Raw genomic sequence first — 16,360 nt, 5'->3', positions numbered from 1 at the left:
TTAGCTTAAATAATTTCGGTTATAAGAACTCATCCGCACCGCCACCTAGCATCAACTCGCCAGAGTCAGCCATGCGTCGTGCAATTGCCAGCACTTCTTTCTGTGCCGCTTCCACGTCAGACACCTTAATTGGTGGCATCGCTTCAAGGTCATCACGCATCATCTCAGCAGCACGTTTAGACATATTCTTGAAGATCTTCTCACGTAGACCATCATCTGCACCTTTAAGTGCACGTTGCAGCGCATCTTGTGGTACGTCACGCAGCAATTTTTGAATACTTTGGTCGTCCACTTCGATAAGGTTCTCGAAGACGAACATAAGATCTTGGATCTGCGTTGCCATGTCTTCGTCTTGATCGCGAATCTGCTCCATGAGTACACCTTCAACATTGTTGTCCATGTAGTTCATGATTTCCGCCGCTGCTTTCAGGCCACCAATTTTGGCTGCTTGAGCACCTGCTTGACCCGCAAACTGTTTCTCCATGATTTCGTTTAGCTCTGCCAAAGCAGATGGCTGAACTTCTTCAAGGTTGGCAATACGCATCATCAAGTCGAGACGGTCACGCTCTGCAAATTGAGACAGTATCTCAGCAGACTGATCCGGTTCTAGATAAGAAAGAACGATGGTTTGGATCTGAGGGTGTTCGTTGATGATGATGCTCGCAACCTGACGAGGATCCATCCATTTCAACGAATCGAGACCTTTCGACCCCGTACCCAACAGGATTTGGTCAACAAGGTTATTGGCCTTATCTTCACCAAGAGCGGCAACTAATGCGTTACGCATAAAGTCTTCGCTGCCCATACCGATGTTGGTGTACTTCTGAATATCTTCTAAAAAGGCACGGTGAACCGCACCCACTTTGTCTTGGCTTAAGTCAGCAGCACGCGCCATAGCACTACCAACGCGTTGAACCTGTTTAGGTTCAAGGTGGCGAATAATACCAGCGGCATCTTCCTCGTTAAGACTCAGCAATAGGATAGCTGCACGCTCTTCGCCTGGAATATTTTCTATATCCACGGTGTTTTCTGTTACCTCACCGCCCTCTTCCTGTGGAACTAATTCGTTAGGCATCCTGCATCCAATTCTTCACTACTTGTGCTGCAAGCTCAGGTTCGTTAGCCACCAGTGCACGAACCGCTTTCAACACATCTTCATCTTTATGCAAGTTAGGTAAGTCGATACTCGAACCGAACTCAAATAACTCACCACCATCTAAATCACCACCGATAAGGCTGGTTTCGCCATCCGCACCAATTGGCAGACCATCTGGGCCGTATAGCTGATCATCGTCCTCATCCGAAGCTGGGTTGAGCAGTTTCTTCATCGCTGGGCGAACCAGAACAAGCACAACCACAATGATGACCAAGGCACTTGCAAACCAACGAATCCAATCGTTGAAATTTGGGTGTTCCCAGATTGGCACATCCGCCAACACTTCTGTTTCAGGAACCGCAAACTGCATGCTTAGAACATTCAGTAAATCACCACGTGCTTCGCTAAAACCAACCGTACCGATCAACAACTGTTTAATAGAGCTTAGTTCAGCTTCAGAAAGAGGTTGATAACTTGTCTCACCGGTTTCAGGGTTAACCATCGCTCGGTTCTTGACGGCCACGGCCACCGTTTGGCGATTCACAATACCAGTCTGACGACGTTCATGGCTGATTGTGGTATCTAATTCAAAATTACGAGTCGCTTCTTTGTGCACAGACCCTTGGCCCATTAACGACCCATCTTTCATTTGTGCCACATCTTGAGGAATAGAGGCATCTGCAGGCGGTTGATTACTTAACGCGCCCGGTACACCAGCAACTACACTGCCGTTATTGTAATCTTCAAGCGTGTATTCGCTACGAGTTGATGGCGTGTTTGGGTCAAAGCTTTTACGTGTCTGTTCAACCGCACTGAAGTCGAGCTCGATATCCACCTGAGCGGTGTAATTACCAAAGCCCAAAATAGGGATCAGCACAGAGTCAATTTTTTCGCGCAGTGCTTGTTCTTGTTTTCGCTCTAATTCATGCTCTTTACGACGAGCAGCAGAGGCTGGATCTTGTGAACCAGAGCTAAGCAGTCGACCATGCTGGTCGGTCACGGTAATGCGGTTCGTTTTCATACCCGGAACAGCACTGGCGACCATATCAACGACTGAGTCAACTTCTTCTTGTTTGAGGTTATTGCCTGTTTTGAGTGTCAGAAACACGGAAGCCGATGCTTCTTGATTATGGCGAACAAACACACTTTGTTTTGGCAGTGCCAGTAGAACACGCGCTTTACGAACTTGCTTCATCTCTTCGATGGCTTTCGCTAGCTGACGCTCACGGCTGAGTTTCAGGCGTTCTTGTTCTAGGCGTTGAGAAACACCAAACCCCATATCTTGCAAAAGAATATCGTCACCGGCGTGCTTCTCTTGGTTTAAGCCCGCTCGAACCATATCAAGCTTCAGCGTGTTGTATTCGTTAGCGGGTACTAAGATGGTGTTGCCATCCAGTTTGTAATCGAGTTTCTGCTGATCGAGGTAATCAAGAACAGGGATGAGTTCTTCTGTTTCATAAGCGCCAAGGGGACGCATTTCTGGCTCTTTTACCCAGAAAAATAGCATCACGATTAAAGCAACACAGATAGAAATGGAAAGGACGAGAACGACCTGACGAAGAAGATCGAGATCCCCAACCGCCATATCAAACTTAGAACTGCTTTTCTCATCCAAATCTGGATTTTGCACATCCGAGTCTAAATCTGAAGTCGCTAGCATTGTGCTATCAGCGCCACTATCAGAAACAGTCAGGTCTGTTGATGGGTTTTGCTCTGCCACAGATACTTACCTAAATTAAACCGGCATATTCATCAATTCTTTGTACGACTCAACAAGTTTGTTGCGTACTTGAATTGTAGCTTCGAATGCGACACTAGACTTGTTTCTAGCAATCATAACGTCTGATAAAGAAACATCAGCGTCACCACGGTCGAAACGCATTTGTAAGTCACCAGACGCTTTAGATAGGCTATTGACGTTATTAATGGCGTTGTTCAGCAGTTGACCGAAGTCAGCGCCTACCGTTTGACCGGTCGCGGCTGGGCGAGTGCCTGTCGCTTCAAACATCATTGCTTGCATTTCGCTTTGAAAACCATCAATTCTCATCAAAACCTCAGTAGTCAACTCTTTGACTTAAATTATCGCTAGATTAATGACGCTGCAATCCCCGTGCCACGTCATTCGCTGTGCAAAATAACACGTTAATTAGGAATATCAATCCCAGCATCTCGCATTTTCGCTAACTTATAGCGCAGCGTTCTAGGGCTGATGCCAAGCTTCTCAGCCATTTCTTTACGGCGACCATTACACTCTTCTAATGTTTCTAGGATAATTGCGTACTCTTGATCACGCAATTCACCGCCTAAACCTGCGCTTGCTGACGGTGTTTTCGTCACTTCCGCTACCGGTTTCACAGTAGGAACAACAGCATCACCAGACTCGACCGCCACTTGTAGGCTTGATGCGTCTTGCCAATCTAAACCTTCTAGTAAGATATGGTCAGAATCGATGTTGCCGTTTTCACTTAAGATAAGCGCACGTTGCACCACGTTATCCAGTTCACGCACATTACCCGGCCAAGGGTACGCAAGAAGCTTAGCGATCGCTTGCTCTGACACTTGTGGGACGGGCATTCCCAATTTTTGACAGTGCCTTTCTACTAGGTGTTTCGCCAGCGGAGCAATGTCTCCCTGACGTTCACACAATGCAGGCCACGCAATTGGGAAAACGTTAAGACGGTAATACAAATCTTCGCGGAAGTTGCCTTCTTGAACGTATTGTTTCAAGTCTCGGTTACTGGTCGCCAATACGCGAACATCAAGCTTAATGCTCTTACGGCTACCCAAGCGCTCTACCTCACGTTCTTGCAGAACACGCAGCAGTTTCGCTTGAAGGCTCAGATCCATTTCACTGATTTCATCCAGTAAGATGGTACCGCCTTGTGCTTGCTCAAACTTACCCGGGCACGCCTGAACCGCACCTGTAAATGCGCCTTTTTCGTAACCAAATAGGGTCGCTTCTAGCATGTTATCTGGAATCGCAGCACAGTTGATCGCAACAAAAGGGCCATCTTTGCGGTTTGAAGCATTGTGAATGTAACGAGACATTACCTCTTTACCTGAACCGCTTGGGCCAAGCACCATCACACTAGCGTCAGTCTTCGCCACTTTGTCGGCTAAGGCCAAGAGTTTAATACTTTTCTCGTCTGCAACGACCGCGTCACCATTATCATCAGATTTCACTGGTGCATAACGGCTGACCATATTCAGTAATACTTCTGGCGCAAACGGCTTTGCCATGTAGTCAATCGCACCGTCTTTCATTGCAGATACCGCATCTTCGATATTCGCATAAGCGGTCATTAACAATACCGGAAGATTTGGCCAGTGCTGCTTAATGTTTCTGAGTAGCGCCAAGCCGCCCATGCCTGCCATTTGCACGTCTGAGACAACGATATCAACGCTGTTTGACTTTAGCTTAACAAGGGCATCTTCAGCACTGTCTGCTTCTAGCCACTCATAGCCAGCAAGAGCTAAGGTATCAACAAGCGCTTCGCGTAGACCTTCATCATCTTCTACGATTAGTACCTTGCTTTGAGCCATCATTATTCTCCAGTCATTGCATTGTGTTCAGAGGAAGAAGCGCGTTCGAGTGGAATGCACATCGTAAAACACGCACCGTCGCCCTCTTCTGAAATCAGTTCTAACCTTCCATCGTGTGCACGGCACACCATTTGAACCACCGCTAAACCAAGGCCTGTACCTTGAGAGCGAGTCGTAAAGAAAGGTTCCATAATTTTGTTCTGCAGCTCTTTGGGCACACCCGGACCGCTATCTTGGACCGAGATTTTGAGCTCACCGTTTACTGGGCGGAAGAAAACATCCACTTGCGACGCTTTACCCGCGATTTGCACCGCATTCATCACCAAATTACTCAGGGCAGATGCAATTGCATTGGCATTACCAAGCAGGACCGTCTCTTCTTCTTCCACTTCTAGAAAGTAGTCAATCTGGTTGTTTTTAAGCGCGGTCTCCACCATTGGTGAGTACTCAGCAACCAAATCAGCGATCGAAAATGGCTTAACCACCTTATTGTCACCGCCTTTCGCAAACAGAAGCATGTCATTCACTTGCTTTTCTAGATCGTGCAAACGGTCCATAAGTTTGGTTTGAAAGCGATCTTTAGTAGCCGGTGGTAAATTTGGCGCTCCTAAGTTTGACGCATAAAGCATAGCACTCGACAGCGGAGTACGAACTTGGTGTGCCAGCGACGCAACCATACGCCCTAAGGAAGAAAGGCGCTGTAAATCACTGATACGAGACTGTAACAAGCGTGTCTCTGTTAAATCAGTGATAAGGATAAGCTGGCCTGTGGTTGAAGCGGAAATGGCTAAACGAACTTTACGCCCATTTCGTAGTGAGATTTCATGACCATCGTCTTCACGTGGTGCAAACGCTTGTTGGATGATCTCGAACCACTTTTCTCCAGCTAATGGAATTTCAAGCAGTCGTTGGGCTTCTGGGTTTGCTTCTTGAACCACACCCTGTGTATCCAACAATATAACACCGGCTGGCATGACATCGAGCACCTGCTGATAACGTTCGACTTGTTGTTCTAATGTACCTAATGGCATAGGGTTATCGGCCTGTGATGATGAATGCATGACGAAATTTTACCTTAAAAACTACAATAGCCTGCCATGCAACAAGCATACCAGGCTATTTGTTATACATTTCAACAAGTTAACGCTAAGTCGGAATTTTGACAGTCAAACTTTCTGCGCTTAGCGGTTCAAATTGTACTTTCGCATTTTCTCGACTAAGGTGGTTCGACGCATCCCAAGCATGTCTGCAGCCCTTGCAACAACACCACCTTGCGCTTCTAGAGCTTGATTGATCATATTGACTTCAAGGTCGGCCAACATCTCTTTCAAGTTTACCCCCTCCGGCGGAAGGTTCTGAGGCGCATTGTCACTCTCTGGGAAGAGATCTGTTGAGCCCAAGCTAAAGTCTTCAGCGAACAGATCCTGCAGCGCATCGCGCTCTTGCTCTTCAACTGACTCCGTAGCATGGTATTCAGGCTGGAACTCAGGAATGTCACTATAACGGTACTTAGTTGGTAAGTGGTTAACATCTACCAAACTATTTGGGTATAGGATAATCATGCGCTCGACTAAGTTCGCCAATTCACGCACATTGCCTGGCCAGTCATGCTCAGTAAGTGAATTAATCGACCTTGGTGTGAAGCAGATTGGCTGCGCACCTTCTGACTCCATTCGCGTCATCAATTCTTGCAGAAGCAATGGAATATCTTCAATACGATCGCGCAGAGCTGGCATCTCAATTGGGAAAACATTCAGTCGATAATACAGATCCTCGCGGAACGACTCATCGGAGATCATGTTTTCTAAATTTCGGTGCGTCGCTGCAATCACTCGCACATCAACACGTATGGTGGTGTTGCCACCCACACGTTCAAAGCAACGTTCCTGAAGCACGCGCAGCAGCTTAACCTGCATTGGCATCGGCATATCACCAATTTCATCAAGAAATAGCGTACCACCTTGTGCCAATTCAAAACGGCCTTTACGGGCAGTGATTGCGCCAGTGAATGCCCCTTTCTCGTGACCAAACAGTTCACTTTCAAGAAGATCGGGTGGGATCGCACCACAGTTGATCGGTACAAATGGACCTTTACGACGCTCTGAATGATAGTGAATATTGCGTGCCACAACTTCTTTGCCAGTACCAGACTCGCCTAAAATAAGGACATTGGCTTCAGTGCCTGAAACTTGCTCAATAAGATGTCGGACTTCTTTTATCCCGTGGCTTTGACCAACTAAGCTACGGAACAAGGTATTTTTACGTGTCGATGAAGGGACGTTGACCCCTTTACGACCAAGGAAGTCTTTACAATGGCGTAACGCTTCGCTGAGTTGCGGATAATTAAGAGGATATTCCAGCTCACCAACATAGTTTGTTAGTTCTTCAACTGGATAGGAATGCTTTCCGGCAATAAGCAGCGGGATATGATTAGCCTGAAATAACTTGTCACTCAGCTTGGTCGATAACTTATTGTCTTTAAGAGAACCCAAAATACAGCCAGCCCATACCGAAGACCAATTAAGATCGTCCAGTTGATCAGAGCTGATCGCTTCGCACTGTTCCCCGACAAATTCTAAAATATTACTAAGATTGATCCGTGCCTGTGCATCGTCTTCAATCACAAGTAGCTTTGTTAAACCCTGCATAGGTGAGATTGCTTGCCTTTTCAATAAAACGGTGTGGCTGGATAAAGATGCTAACGTCACCCACTAAATATAGTTGAGTTAATTCGTTACGCTAAAAATTTCAGCAACAAAAAAAGCCACTAGGCTATTCGTGGCTTTCTATTCTATTTTAAAAAAAAAATAAGGCAACCAAGCAATTACTTGATGTGATGTTAACCCAAAGCAAGATTCATCAATCTGGGGAAAATGCTTACACTTCTCACAAATCAATCATTTGCTTAATGATAATTTTATAAACCTACGTCACTTGCCGTCAGGTTATGGTACTCGTTTGGAATTTGATCCCACGCTGTTTTAATCTCGCGAATAATGTCGATAACATCGTCGAGCGGTTGCGGATTATTTTGATGGTTCGCTTCCGTGATTTGAGTAATCATGAACTCATACAATTGATCAAGGTTGCTAGCGATATCACCACCATCATCCATAGATAGGCAGCTACGTAGACTGATAATAATATCGAGAGCTTTGCCTAAACGCTCGCCTTTCATTGGAATGTTGCCAGCCTGCATTGCTGCTTTCCCCTGAATCAAGCGCTCGATGGCACCTGCCATCAACATTTGGACGATCTTATGTGGGGAGGCAGCACTTAGTTGGCTATCAACTGATACCTTCTTGTAAGCCTGTAATGAACCACGCATGATAACCCTCTTAATCTATAAAAACTTTTGGTACTGCTGAACTGACCGCTTGCCATGGCGAAATTTTTGTAGTGCCATTCCGAGTTCATCAGTCTTGTTTTGCATCAACTCGACAACAGCTTGAGTCTGTTTGACCGTATCCTGCCACTGTCGTGTTTGCTGCAGTTGCGGATATTCTGCGATTGCCGCTAACAGCTTTTGCAATATCTGTTCCCTTGTATCGACAAATTGCACAACTTCTTCAGCATTTATTTCTGGTGCTGAAAGAGTTTCACAGATTTTGTGATCTAGATCTACAAGCAACGCTAGGTTTGCTTCAAAATCTTTATCCCAGGGCATTCATCATTCCTGCTAGTTGAGTCTGCATTTTGCTTGTGGCGTCTTGCATTGCCGTAAATTTGGCGTGGGTACGTTTTTCCAAATTATCCATACGGCGATCGAGTGCCACTTGATCATCTTCTAAACGGTAATTGCGCTCAACTAAGCTTCGCTCACGGCTGCGGATTGATCCAGTCACACCGGTCAGGCCTTGTATTGCATCTTCCACTTTTTTAGCGAAGCCTTGATTGCCACCAAAGAAATCTTCAAGTTTATTGAAGTTGTTGTTGAGCTGGCGATCAAGCATCTCATAGTTAATTTCTAAATTACCCTGACGCGTCGTGGTAATGCCGAACTCAGTCAGTGTTTTAAGATCTTCTGGTGCAGGCTCAACGCGTGAGGAGAAGACGGCTTTCAAGCGAGAGTCTGCACTTCTTACAATGCTGTCACCGGACAGTGGCCCAGCCATGCCCGTTCTTGGGTCAACACTGCCAAGCTCTTTTGAGACTTGAAAAAACTGGTTATACGCTGCGACAAACTGCTCTATGTCTTCCCTTACCCCTGGGCGATCGTATTCAATATCAATCTCCGAGGCTGGCTTACCTCTTTCTGTCCTGCCTTTCAGTGTCAAATCAACACCATCAATGGCATCTTCAATGATGTTGTTATCACTGGATAACTGAGCTACGCCATCGAGCATCACTTTCGAGTCTTGCGCCGTTTGAACTTCTGTCATACCGCGGTAGGTATCAAATGAACGTTGTGCCGCTTTTAGGTCAGCCTGCGCTTTATCAATACGCTCTAGATATTCTCGCTCATCTGCTGGCAGGTTTGCTCGTTCTAGCTCTTTCGCCTGTTCGGGTGTCAATTCACCGGATGCAACACGCAGTTTCAAGGAAGCTCTTTGATCAACGAAGCCTTGTTCGACGCGAGCTTTCTCTGCATCCAATTTAGCCTGCGCTTCTTTTGGCGTCACGTATGAATCAGTCAATGTCCCGGATGCGCTATTCGACCAGCCTGGAATATCAGGCATTTTCTCTTGCGCTTTGGCATCAAGTTGCGGTTCAGGCTCCCAATAAGAATCGAGTAACGTACCTGATGCGGTCGGCGTCCAACCTGGAATACGCTCTTCAGGTTTTAGGTATTTATTGGCATCAATACCCGCTTGCGCTGCTGCCGCCGTGGCCCCTTTTGACATTTCATTGCCTGGGGTGGCTTCTTTCGCCGCATTGGGATCGGCATTAATTGCCGCTTGCTTGGAGGCATCGGCAATTTCTTGATCGACAAGTTTTGCCGCATCGATATTACGCTGGGCGATTTTATCGGCAAGCAGCTGTTCATCAGCATTGAGTGGGGATAGAAGTTCTTGAGCGGATGCCCGAGCACGCTCTAGATCTTTGACGCGTTGTTCAAGTGTTTTGTATTCGAGCAGCTTGAGGGAATCACCCGGTTTCGCATCGACAGTCATTGAGATGTCGTTACTTTGACCAGATTTATTGGATGCAACGATAAGGCGAGGACCTTCTGTATCGTTGATCACAGCGGCTCGAACACCAGGATTCGATTTGCTGCCATTGATACCACGCACGACATCAATCAGCTTTGAGTTTTGTTGTACATCTACGGAGAACGATTTGTCTCCAAGCGAAACCTGCAGCTTACCCGGGCCAAATTTTGCATCTTCAGGTAAAACATCAGAGGCAATTTTATGACTTTGGGCAAGCTGCAACACATCGATCGCATAGCGACCAGCGATAGCTTCTGTGGTTGCCGTTGCAGATACGACAGCTTCATCGGTTGATTCCACTGTTCTTGCGGCGAAAGCTTTCTCTTGACGAAAGCTCGCCATCAAGTTCTTCATCGTATCCAGCGACTCTCTGAGCCGACCATAGGCACTGATACTAGAATCAATTTTAGTCTGCTCATTGTTGATGCGCTGCTGCTTAGGTACGCGCTCCGCATCCACAATTTTGCTGACCATGGAATTGATGTCCATGCCAGAATTCATGCCTATTGGCCCAAAACTCATTCACTCACCTCAAGTACGATTACACCGATTGATTGAACAACCCCGATGAATAACGGGCAGTCTGTTCTCTCAACCGACGCAGGATCTCCAACATTTCCTCGTCTGGAATCTGACGAATTATATCGCCAGTATCCGCTTCATAGATAGTTACAACATCTCTACCGGACTCTTCGTCCACTCGGAATGAAAGGCCTTTATTGATCGAAGAGATAAAACTGTTCATCTCTTCAACAATGCGTTCTCTCTCTGCTCTGTTTAGCGTTTCACGTTCTTTCGAAGCTTCTATCGCTTTTTCAACAGATTGAGTTGCCTTTTCACTGATTTCCGATGTAGAGACTTGCTCCTTCTGAGAGGAAACTTGCTGTACACCACCATACTTGTAAGCAACTTTAGTGCCACTTTCTGAGCCATAAGGCTGGACGTTCGATGTGTAGGATGGTATTTCCATGACGATCTCCCTTCCACCTTAGCAGGTCACAACATTTATGTTGTCCCAATAAGCTCCTATCGGACCTATCGGTTAACCTAGTAAGCTAAGTGCTGCCGACGGAGACTGCTTCGCCTGTGCTAAAATTGACGTACTCGCTTGTTGAAGAATTTGCGATTTCGTCATTGCAGTAGTTTCCTTCGCATAGTCTGTATCAACAATTCGACTACGAGACGCGTTAACGTTCTCGTTAATGTTGTCTAGATTGCTGATTGCATGACCAAAACGGTTTTGGAAAGCACCCAGTTCAGCACGTTGGCTATCAACAGTTTTCAATGCACCATCAATCACAGAAACTGCTAGCTGAGAACCCGCAACTGTCGTTACGTCTACATCAGCAACAGTACGCTGCTCTGCTGCACCGAAACCAATTTCGCCACCTAAACCACCACCAATAGTGACATCTGTTGCAACTTTATTTGAAGCTGCGAAAAGTTGTAATTTACCCTCTTCGCCTACAGACGCTTTTACATCTTCACTTTGACCGTTAATGTACGTTGCAAGCTGCTCTAAATCATCGCCAGCCTTTGCATTAATGGTGAGGCTCTGCACATCACCATGTACATCAGTATAGTCCAGTGTTAGATCCGTCGCCCCGGCTTGCACTTGCCAGTCTGGTGTTTTACCAGCCGTAGCAACGTAAGCTTTACCGCCCATCTCAGTGGTGTCTGAACGCATGTTACCCATGGTTAGCTGAACCGCTTCACCCGAGCTTGCGCCGATTTGGAAAGATTGGCTACCGTACGTACCATTTAGAAGTTTGTTACCACCAAAAGAGGTGGTTTCTGCGATACGGTTAAGTTCATCATTAAGCGCAGTCACTTCTTCTTGGATAGCAATACGCTCACCACGGGAGTTAGAACCGTTTGAAGATTGGAGTGCCAAATCACGCATACGTTGAAGTATGTTGGTTGTCTCATTCATCGCACCTTCAGCGGTTTGAGCAATAGAGATACCATCATTGGCATTTTTTACAGCCATGTCTAAACCACGGCTTTGTGAGTTTAAGCGGTTAGAAATTTGTAAACCAGCAGCGTCATCTCGTGCACTGTTGATTTTATAACCTGAAGATAAACGCTCCATCGATTTCTGCATGCCGTCAGTCGCACCGTTTAGGTAACGCTGTGCGGTCATTGCAGACACGTTCGTGTTTACATTAATTGCCATATTTGATCTCCTTCGGCATTAAGGGCGATGTGCCTCGGTGTCTCTCACCTCACTTTGGCACATCTCATTTCTCTCAATCCTTTAACGGCGAGTAGAAAAATACCTTTAGGAAAAAATTTAAATTAATTTGGCTTTTTCTTTTATGTCTGTATGAAACGTGATGAAGATCGTCTTTTGATAGGCAAAAAAAATCCAGCCGAAGCTGGATTCTTTAAAGTGTGGCTTATTAGCCTAGTAGGCTTAGTGCCGAGTTTGGTGCCTGCTTCGCTTGAGCAAGAATCGAGCTTGATGCTTGAGAAAGAATTTGCGACTTAGTCATTGCCGTTGTTTCTTTCGCGAAGTCAGTGTCTTTGATTCGGCTCTTAGACGCGTTCACGTTTTCGTTGATGTTGTCTAAGTTGTTGATAGCGTGGTTGAAGCGGTTCTGGAATGCACCCAGTTCAGCACGGTGGCTATCTACGTTTTTAAGTGCGGCGTCAACGATTGCAACTGACTCTTGAGCTCCACCTACCGATGTTACGTCAATAGTATCAACCGTAACTTGAGCCGCTGCGCCCATTGCTAGTTCACCCGCTAGACCACCAGAGAATGATACTGCACCGTCTACTTTATCTGCACCAGCAAACACTTGTAGTTGACCATCTTCGTTTACTGACGCTTTAACCATGTCAGTTTGACCGTTGATGTATGTTGCGAGTTCTTCAATATCGTCGCCTTCTTTCGCGTTGATAGTGATAGTTTGAGCCGTACCATCTGTGTCAGTTAAGTTAACGGTTAGGTCGTTAGCGCCTGCAGCTACTGTCCAGTTAGAGTCTTTCGCGTTTGCAGCTTGGAAGCTCTGACCACCCATCTTAGAGTCATCTGAACGCATGTTGTTTAGAGAAAGCATCACTGCTTCACCGTTATCTGCACCAATCTGCATTGATTTAGTGCCGAACGTGCCGTTTAGTAGTTTGTTACCACCAAATGAAGTTGTTTCAGCGATACGGTTAAGTTCGTCGTTAAGTGCTGTTACTTCTTCTTGAATCGCTACACGCTCAGATTTTGAGTTTGAACCGTTCGCAGACTGTAGTGATAGGTCACGCATACGTTGTAGGATGTTGGTTGTCTCATTCATCGCACCTTCAGCAGTCTGCGCGATAGAGATACCGTCGTTCGCGTTACGTACAGCAACGTCTAGACCACGGCTTTGTACGTTTAAGCGGTTAGAGATTTGAAGACCCGCTGCATCGTCTTTAGCGCTGTTGATCTTAGAACCAGATGACAAACGCTCCATTGATGTTTGTTGAGCATTAGTTGCGCTGTTTAGGTAACGCTGTGCTGTCATTGCTGATACGTTTGTATTTACATTCACTGCCATGGTGATTTCTCCGTTTGATTTTCCGATGTTTCCGGTTTCCGACGTCTCGGAAAACCAAAGTAGTTCTCTCAAAAGTTACATTTATTAACGGCGCAATTTTGAAAACCTTGAGTTTTTTTTTAAGTTTTTTTTGAAAAAAGTTCGTTTGAAGAGAAAAGCGTGATTAAAGGTCAATAAAGTCATTTTTTTGCTAAAGCTTTCACTTTGGCTGTCGATAACGCTCTCTTGCCTTGAATTAGCCTAATAATGTTATCGCGAGATTAGGTTGCTGTTTTGCCTGCGCCAGTATCGACGTACTTACTTGTTGTAAGATCTGTTGCTTCACCATTTGCGTGGTTTCTTTGGCGTAGTCGGTATCTTTAATACGGCTATTAGAGGCAGAGAGGTTCTCGTTCACATTGCCTAGATTGTTAATTGCGTGATTAAAGCGATTTTGCATGGCACCAAGTTCTGCGCGATGACTATCTACATATTTAAGCGCAGTATCAATGACCGACACCGCTCGCTGAGCGCCACCGACATCGGTAATATCTATATTATCAACCGCTTCATAACCTGCGAGACTTAACCCTAGCTGTGATGATAACCCGCCAGAAAAGCTAATGGTTCCTGACGTTTCTTCACCTGCCATAAAGATTTGCAGCTGCCCATCTTCATTCACTGAGGCTGACACCTTATCGGTTTGGCCATTAATGTAGGTGGCAAGTTCTTCTATATCGTCACCGACCTTTGCCGTAATGGAAATCGTCTCTTGGTCACCCCTTGCATTGGTGTATTGCATAGTGAGGTCTGCATTTCCTTGCGATACTTGCCACGAGTCATCCGCTTTATTTGCGGCCACGTAACTAAATCCGCCCATATCTAAACTGTCAGAACGCATGTTCTTCAGCGATACTTGAACCGCTTCACCGGAACTGGCACCTATTTGAAAAGAAGAGGATGAAAACGAACCATTGAGCAATTTTCGACCACCAAAAGAGGTCGTTTCAGCAATTCTGTTCAATTCATCGTTTAAAGCACTCATTTCTTCTTGAAGTGCAACACGCTCAGCACGACTGTTCGATCCATTGGAAGACTGTAAAGAAAGATCGCGCATTCGCTGTAAGATGTTGGTGGTTTCGCTCATGGCACCTTCAGCGGTTTGCATGATTGAAATCCCGTCGTTGGCATTTCGCATTGCCACATCTAGACCACGCATTTGCGATTCTAGGCGATTAGAGATTTGCAGACCGGCTGCATCATCTTTTGCACTATTAATACGATTGCCTGACGACAGCCTTTCTAACGACTGGTTGAGCAAATCTGTCGCATTGGTCAAGTGACGCTGCGCAGTCATTGCTGAGACATTAGTATTAACAGTGATGGCCATAATGAGTTTTGATCCTTCTTTCGATTACTCTTTGTATCGGCCAAGTCGTTAATTCTTTAATCGAAATCGCATAAAAAAACCGAAGCACATGGCTTCGGTTTACATTTTTATAATTCGAGTCTTTAAAACTCAGAGTCGTATTACTTAACGTTTACGCTCTGTAGCATCTCTGCTGATGGGGCAAAGAAGTAAGCACCCGTCACGGCTTTAGTAAAGCGAAGCAGTTGGTCTGTTTTGCCATCTGTTGCGCCATACATGCTTTCAAGCATCGCTTTGAAGTTGTGTAGCGTATTACAGTAAGCAATAAACAGCAGGCCGTGTTCACCTGACACACTGCCGTATGGCAAGCTATGGCGAACAATCTTAAGGCCTTTGCCTTCTTCTTTAATATCAACACGACCAACGTGAGAAGCCGCTGGCACGTCATCTAATTCGATTGAATCAGGCTTAGTACGACCAATCACTTTCTCTTGCGCCGATACGTTCAAGCGGTTCCAAGATGGCAGGTTATGAATAAAACGCTGCACCATAACGTAACTACCACCAGCAAACTCACCTTGTGGAATGATCGCCACCTCTTCGCGCTGAGCTTCTTTTGGGTTTTCAGTGCCATCGACAAAGTCGGTCATATCGCGTGAATCTAGGTAGCGGTAGCCGTATGTTTCATCAACCACAGACACGCTCTCAGAAACCTGAGCAAAGAACTTACGCAGTAGGTAGAAGTGTAAGTCATGGCGGTTTGAGTGGCAGTGAATCAAAACATCAACATCTGAGCTAGGTGCGACTGTCTCGCCTTCACCAAGAACAGGGAAATCAATCAACTCACTCGGTACTGCCACATCCAGTTGACGCCAAAATGCTTTAGTAAAGGCAATCGATAGAGTCAGGTCTGCCCCCGGTTGTTGAGCATTAAGTTCTTCAACCAGCGCAGGAAGTGCTTTTAATTGTTCGAGAACGCCTTGAGCGTCTTGGTTTACTTTCAATAAAGTGTATTGTGCAAACGGTCCTGCTTCAGGAAGAATTGCGCTTTGAGGGTATGACATTATGAGTTCCTCACTTAATTTTTTGCTCAGTGTATTTCGTTTTAATTTCTAAATATTGATAGCGATCATCGCTTGCTTCGATCAGTGCATTGGCGGGTTGTTAAAACTGTCCCTAACACTTCGGCTTTTCGAAACATAAATAATTAACCATAGCAGCAGTAACATCACGGCTCCATTCGCCCAACTGAATGCACCATGTACTAGATACACATGATAGACCGCCTGAGAAAGCTGAAGCGTCGCCGTGACTAAAGTAATGCTTTTACCCCACGCAACAATGCGATTAATCCATTGGCGCTCTGGGTTGCGTAAATTCACCAACCACATTAACGCAATACTGGGAATGCCCATAGCCAACCCAAGGTACAACATGGTGTGGTCGGGATAAACAATCGACAGGATCTTACTGCCACTTTCACGACTAGCTCCGGCCACCACAAACACAATCCATGCTTTTGCCAGAAATAACCAACAAAACCAAAGAAGTTTAGGGGCTTTAAGGAAGCCGTGTTTATCATATTGTTCTATAGCGTAACGCACTGATTAATAACTGCTGATGTAAACTGGCTATTACTCTATACCAATTGACGTTTTTTTCTATCAGTAAATTGTTAGAGAAA

15 protein-coding genes are annotated in these 16,360 nt (G+C 45.7%); all 15 read right to left on the bottom strand.

The window, feature by feature from the left end:
- Positions 1 to 19: 19 nt before the first annotated feature.
- Positions 20 to 1,075 (bottom strand): flagellar motor switch protein FliG, encoded by a 1,056-nt coding sequence (gene fliG / locus EJ063_RS13360; RefSeq protein ID WP_126574774.1) that lies wholly within the window; start codon positions 1,073 to 1,075, stop codon positions 20 to 22.
- Positions 1,068 to 2,816 (bottom strand): flagellar basal-body MS-ring/collar protein FliF, encoded by a 1,749-nt coding sequence (gene fliF / locus EJ063_RS13355; protein ID WP_126574773.1) that lies wholly within the window; start codon positions 2,814 to 2,816, stop codon positions 1,068 to 1,070. Before fliF ends, fliG begins: the two co-directional genes overlap by 8 nt.
- A gap of 15 nt (positions 2,817 to 2,831) precedes the next feature.
- A complete protein-coding gene (gene fliE, locus EJ063_RS13350; RefSeq protein WP_126574772.1) occupies positions 2,832 to 3,143 on the bottom strand; it encodes a flagellar hook-basal body complex protein FliE in 312 nt (103 codons plus the stop codon).
- A 95-nt stretch (positions 3,144 to 3,238) separates the two neighbouring features.
- Positions 3,239 to 4,639: a sigma-54-dependent transcriptional regulator gene (locus EJ063_RS13345; protein WP_126574809.1), complete on the bottom strand. Its 1,401-nt coding sequence runs from the start codon at positions 4,637 to 4,639 to the stop codon at positions 3,239 to 3,241.
- Between the two features lie 2 nt (positions 4,640 to 4,641).
- Positions 4,642 to 5,700, bottom strand: a complete 1,059-nt coding sequence (locus EJ063_RS13340) for a sensor histidine kinase (protein WP_126574771.1) — start codon at positions 5,698 to 5,700, stop codon at positions 4,642 to 4,644.
- 120 nt (positions 5,701 to 5,820) lie between these two features.
- Positions 5,821 to 7,287 (bottom strand): sigma-54 dependent transcriptional regulator, encoded by a 1,467-nt coding sequence (locus tag EJ063_RS13335; RefSeq protein WP_126574770.1) that lies wholly within the window; start codon positions 7,285 to 7,287, stop codon positions 5,821 to 5,823.
- Between the two features lie 269 nt (positions 7,288 to 7,556).
- Positions 7,557 to 7,967 (bottom strand): flagellar export chaperone FliS, encoded by a 411-nt coding sequence (gene fliS, locus EJ063_RS13330; protein ID WP_126574769.1) that lies wholly within the window; start codon positions 7,965 to 7,967, stop codon positions 7,557 to 7,559.
- Positions 7,968 to 7,982: 15 nt separating this feature from the next.
- Positions 7,983 to 8,306, bottom strand: a complete 324-nt coding sequence (locus EJ063_RS13325) for a flagellar protein FliT (protein WP_126574768.1) — start codon at positions 8,304 to 8,306, stop codon at positions 7,983 to 7,985.
- The gene (gene fliD / locus EJ063_RS13320; protein WP_126574767.1) at positions 8,293 to 10,314 is read right to left on the bottom strand and encodes a flagellar filament capping protein FliD; all 2,022 of its coding nucleotides are present in this window, start codon (positions 10,312 to 10,314) and stop codon (positions 8,293 to 8,295) included. Before fliD ends, EJ063_RS13325 begins: the two co-directional genes overlap by 14 nt.
- Positions 10,315 to 10,333: 19 nt before the next feature.
- Positions 10,334 to 10,762 carry a flagellar protein FlaG gene (gene flaG / locus EJ063_RS13315; protein ID WP_126574766.1) on the bottom strand — a complete coding sequence of 143 codons (429 nt, stop codon included), beginning with the start codon at positions 10,760 to 10,762 and terminating at the stop codon, positions 10,334 to 10,336.
- A gap of 72 nt (positions 10,763 to 10,834) precedes the next feature.
- On the bottom strand, positions 10,835 to 11,968 hold the full coding sequence (locus tag EJ063_RS13310; protein ID WP_126574765.1) for a flagellin: 1,134 nt from the start codon (positions 11,966 to 11,968) through the stop codon (positions 10,835 to 10,837).
- Positions 11,969 to 12,194: 226 nt separating this feature from the next.
- Positions 12,195 to 13,328 (bottom strand): flagellin, encoded by a 1,134-nt coding sequence (locus EJ063_RS13305; protein ID WP_126574764.1) that lies wholly within the window; start codon positions 13,326 to 13,328, stop codon positions 12,195 to 12,197.
- A 235-nt stretch (positions 13,329 to 13,563) separates the two neighbouring features.
- Positions 13,564 to 14,697, bottom strand: a complete 1,134-nt coding sequence (locus tag EJ063_RS13300; protein WP_126574763.1) for a flagellin — start codon at positions 14,695 to 14,697, stop codon at positions 13,564 to 13,566.
- Between the two features lie 140 nt (positions 14,698 to 14,837).
- Positions 14,838 to 15,740: a Dyp-type peroxidase gene (locus tag EJ063_RS13295; RefSeq protein ID WP_126574762.1), complete on the bottom strand. Its 903-nt coding sequence runs from the start codon at positions 15,738 to 15,740 to the stop codon at positions 14,838 to 14,840.
- A gap of 81 nt (positions 15,741 to 15,821) precedes the next feature.
- Positions 15,822 to 16,280: a DUF2919 domain-containing protein gene (locus EJ063_RS13290; protein ID WP_126574761.1), complete on the bottom strand. Its 459-nt coding sequence runs from the start codon at positions 16,278 to 16,280 to the stop codon at positions 15,822 to 15,824.
- Positions 16,281 to 16,360 lie beyond the last annotated feature (80 nt).

This window comes from Vibrio aquaticus, from assembly GCF_003970385.1.
Taxonomy (GTDB): Bacteria; Pseudomonadota; Gammaproteobacteria; order Enterobacterales; family Vibrionaceae; genus Vibrio; species Vibrio aquaticus.
This window is presented reverse-complemented; position numbering and strand designations above follow the sequence as displayed.